Source organism: Spirillospora sp. NPDC049652 (genome assembly GCF_040675125.1).
Taxonomy (GTDB): domain Bacteria; phylum Actinomycetota; class Actinomycetes; order Streptosporangiales; family Streptosporangiaceae; genus Spirillospora.
Genome location: NZ_JBFAOF010000835.1, coordinates 1 through 3,247 on the forward strand (window position 1 = coordinate 1; position 3,247 = coordinate 3,247).

Annotated in this window: 3 protein-coding genes; 1 reads left to right on the top strand and 2 read right to left on the bottom strand. The window is 69.4% G+C overall.

Annotated elements, in window-relative coordinates:
- The coding region (locus tag AB0J52_RS33490; protein WP_500186871.1) for a carboxylesterase family protein at positions 1-799 on the top strand (799 nt) is incomplete at its 5' end.
- Between the two features lie 47 nt (positions 800-846).
- On the opposite strand, the gene AB0J52_RS33495 is transcribed toward AB0J52_RS33490, so the two are convergent.
- Together AB0J52_RS33495 and AB0J52_RS33500 are read right to left on the bottom strand one after the other, a co-directional pair.
- Positions 847-1,716: a DUF4184 family protein gene (locus AB0J52_RS33495; RefSeq protein WP_500186872.1), complete on the bottom strand. Its 870-nt coding sequence runs from the start codon at positions 1,714-1,716 to the stop codon at positions 847-849.
- A gap of 286 nt (positions 1,717-2,002) precedes the next feature.
- Positions 2,003-3,163, bottom strand: a complete 1,161-nt coding sequence (locus AB0J52_RS33500; protein WP_500186873.1) for an aspartyl protease family protein — start codon at positions 3,161-3,163, stop codon at positions 2,003-2,005.
- Positions 3,164-3,247 lie beyond the last annotated feature (84 nt).

Here is a 3,247-nt window from a genome sequence, read left to right on the forward strand (position 1 = left end):
CCGCGTCGACCCCTGGCGGCTGGCCGGCGAGCTGACCGCCCTCGGCCTTGGACTTCCCGCGCGCTGGGGCAGGCTCGCGCGGCTCGGCGTCCCGGTCTGCCCGGTCGTCGACGGAGAGGTCCTCACCGAAACACCCTGGAACGCGCTGGCGAACGGACGCGCTGCCGGGAGCGACCTCCTCACTGGTCACACGCGTGACGAGTTCCGCCTGTTCAGCGTCATGATGGGACGGATCGGAACGTTCACCGAGGAGGACACCCGCAGGGCCCTCGACCTGTTCGCGCCGCCCCCGGACGGCCCTGCCTCCTACCGCGCGGCGTATCCGCGGGCCACCCACGGGGAACTGCTCGAAACCGTGCACTCCGACGCCCTCTTCCGGATGCCCACACTGCATCTGGCGTTGGCGAACCACACGTCCGGAGGCACGTCGCACCTGTTCGAACTCCAGCTTCCGGCGCCTGGAGCGGGCGGCCTCCTGGGCGCGTGCCACAGCCTGGATGTCCCGCTCGCGTTCGGCACGTTCGCCAGCCCCACGGGCAGGCACTTCTTCGGCGACCAGCCCGCGCCCGAGGTCGTGTCCGTGTCCCGGGAACTGCAGCAGGCATGGATCCGGTTCGCCGCCACCGGCGACCCCGGCTGGCCCGCCTGCGAACCCGATCGGCACTTGACCCGCGTCCTGGACGCCGAGTCGCGCACCGTCCCCTACCCGGAGGCCGCGTCCCAGCGGATCTGGGCGGACCACCTTCCAGCCCCGTTCGACGTCTCGCCCGCGCTTTCGAGGAGCATCGGGATGGCTTGACCGAGCGGTGATTCACGACGTCGCCATGCCCGTGGCTTCCGGATGCCTCATGGCCTCCCGGCCGGGACGGGCATCGTCCGCGCGGCCTCACCGTCCGACGCGTCCGTCCGCCCGCGCGGGAGCAGCAGCCGTCCCATGTGCCAGGCCACCGCGTACCCGAACAGGACGGCGGCCACCGCGCCCACGACCCTGACCACCACCACGCGCACACTGTCGGTGCCGAACCCGGGCACCGCGACAGCCGCAGCCGCCGCGACAAGCACACCGGTCAGCACGCCCCAGCGCACAAGCACGGGCAGAGACCGGGAAACGGGGGAGGGCTGCGCCGGCACGCGCCGCCACAACCAAACGAGCAGCACCACCGCACCGATCAGCGTGTTGGCGTAGGAGATCACCGTGAGGCCGTCCGTCGAGCCCACCACCGGATCCCGCAGGAACGGGAACACCGCGGCCATCCCACCCTTGGTCGTCGCGTCCCAGGCGATATGCGAACCGATCCCCACCAGCGCCGAAACCGGCCCCCACACCAACAGCGAGAAACCCCGCCCGCCCGAGGACGCCCGAACCGGCGACCAGAATGCGAACCGCGCGGGAAGAAGCAGTGAGAGCGGTCTCCGGCACACCTGGAACACGCCCACGAGCACCGCCGTCACCAGCAGGTCGAACCCGAACATGCCGAACATCCCGGTGACCCCGTGGGTGGCGCCGGCGTCGAACACTCGGAAGTACCACGCCCCCGGAACCAGCAGCACCTCCTGCACCTCGAACGGAACGTAGTACGGCAGGTCAGGCGCCATCGCCCCGGCGACCAGCGCGACCGGCACGAACGGACGGCGCAGCAAGGGCAGCACAGCGGCCGGATGACAGAACGTGAAAGGCAACGAACAGATCCTTGAACAGGGGAGGGCGCACCACACGGAAACCGATCGGCACAAGAAACCGGCCGTTCCGCAATGTCCCTAGCACTTTGTCACCCCTCGGCCACTCTGAGCATCACCTCACGGGACGATTCGCCCCTCACTCCCCAAGGCGATCCCTCAGTCCCAAGGCCGCTGCGAAAATAACCCTCCAGCAGTACCCCCCAACGCTGTCACCACCGGAAACAAGCACCCCAGAGCCCCGCCAGACTCCCCACACCCGCCCTGAACCAGGGAGAACCTGCAACTCGGCCGTCGTCGCACCTCTCCGCCGCGGGCGCAATGATCAGCCGGCTTTGCCCCGGGCGATGTAGATCTTCATGTCGGTGAAGTCGAGGGTGATGTTGTAGGGCTTGAAGAAGGAGTGGAAGAAGCCGCCCAGCGAGTCGAAACCGTATTCGTCAGCCGGCATCTCCGGGGCCGCGTTGCAGTAGACCTCCCGGGCGGCGGCGCTGCCGAGGCGGATCTCCGTCGGGTAGCAGGGGTAGACGACTATCGGATGGCTGTGGCCGAACGTCTCAAGCGGGCGGTCGTAGTCGGTCCGGATCCGCAACTGCTCGGCCACGTCCCCCATCACGACCGCGGCGCACTCGCTGACGCCGCCGATGTTCAGGCTCACCGGCCGCGGGCCGGAGCCCGCGAAGCTGCCCGTGCTGTGCACGTACTGCTCCCGGGCCAGCCACAGCGGCAGGGGCTTCGCGCCCGCCCGGACGGCGTCGGCCCGGACCTTCCTGGCCGCCTCCGGGGTCCGGCGGCGCAGGATCAGCGACCGGCCCGCGTAGTCGAAGGTGGTCAGGAAGTGGTAGAAGACCCACGTTCCGATGATGCCGTCACCGGACGCGGGATCGTCCTGGTCGGTATCCGTCCACTCGACGGGCACGTTGCGCAGTTCGATGTCGCCCAGCTTGAAGGAGTCCGCCACCCCGAAGTACTGCCACGCGCTGCCGTTCTTGTAGTCGATCTTCTGCTTGGCCACGGGGCGCAGCCCGGTCTCCTCGGCCGCCTTCGCGGACATGCCCAGCCACGGGGCGCCGGTGTAGAACATGAAGCGCTTCGGCGGTGATCCGTTGACCGAGGCCTCGACCAGCGGTGACGGGTCCATCTGCTGCCAGGGCACCCGGCCGATGTCGCCGTGGACCTGATAGGGCTCACCGATGACCGCCGCGAACCACTCGGCCCGGGTCACCTGGCCCGCCGCTCGCCAGCGCGGTGCGGCGAGGGAGAGTTTGTCCTGCCGGGTGTAGCAGTCACCCAGGAACCGGTTGGTCTGCTTGTCGTCCGGCGCCAGTTCGAGGGCCATGTTGAGGTACTTCTCGGCGTCGGGGAACCTGTTGCCCAGTAGCCCGACGTAGCCGCGCTGGCGGGCCGCGTGCAGATTCGCGGGGTCCGCCTCCAGGATCTTCTCGTACGCGCGGCCCGCCTGCTCGAACTGCCCGGCTTTGAACAGCGCGTCCGCGTCGCCGCCGTCGGCGTATCAACGACGACCCGAAGGTCTGGGAGGGCATGTGGCGCACCCAGACCCGCATGGGCC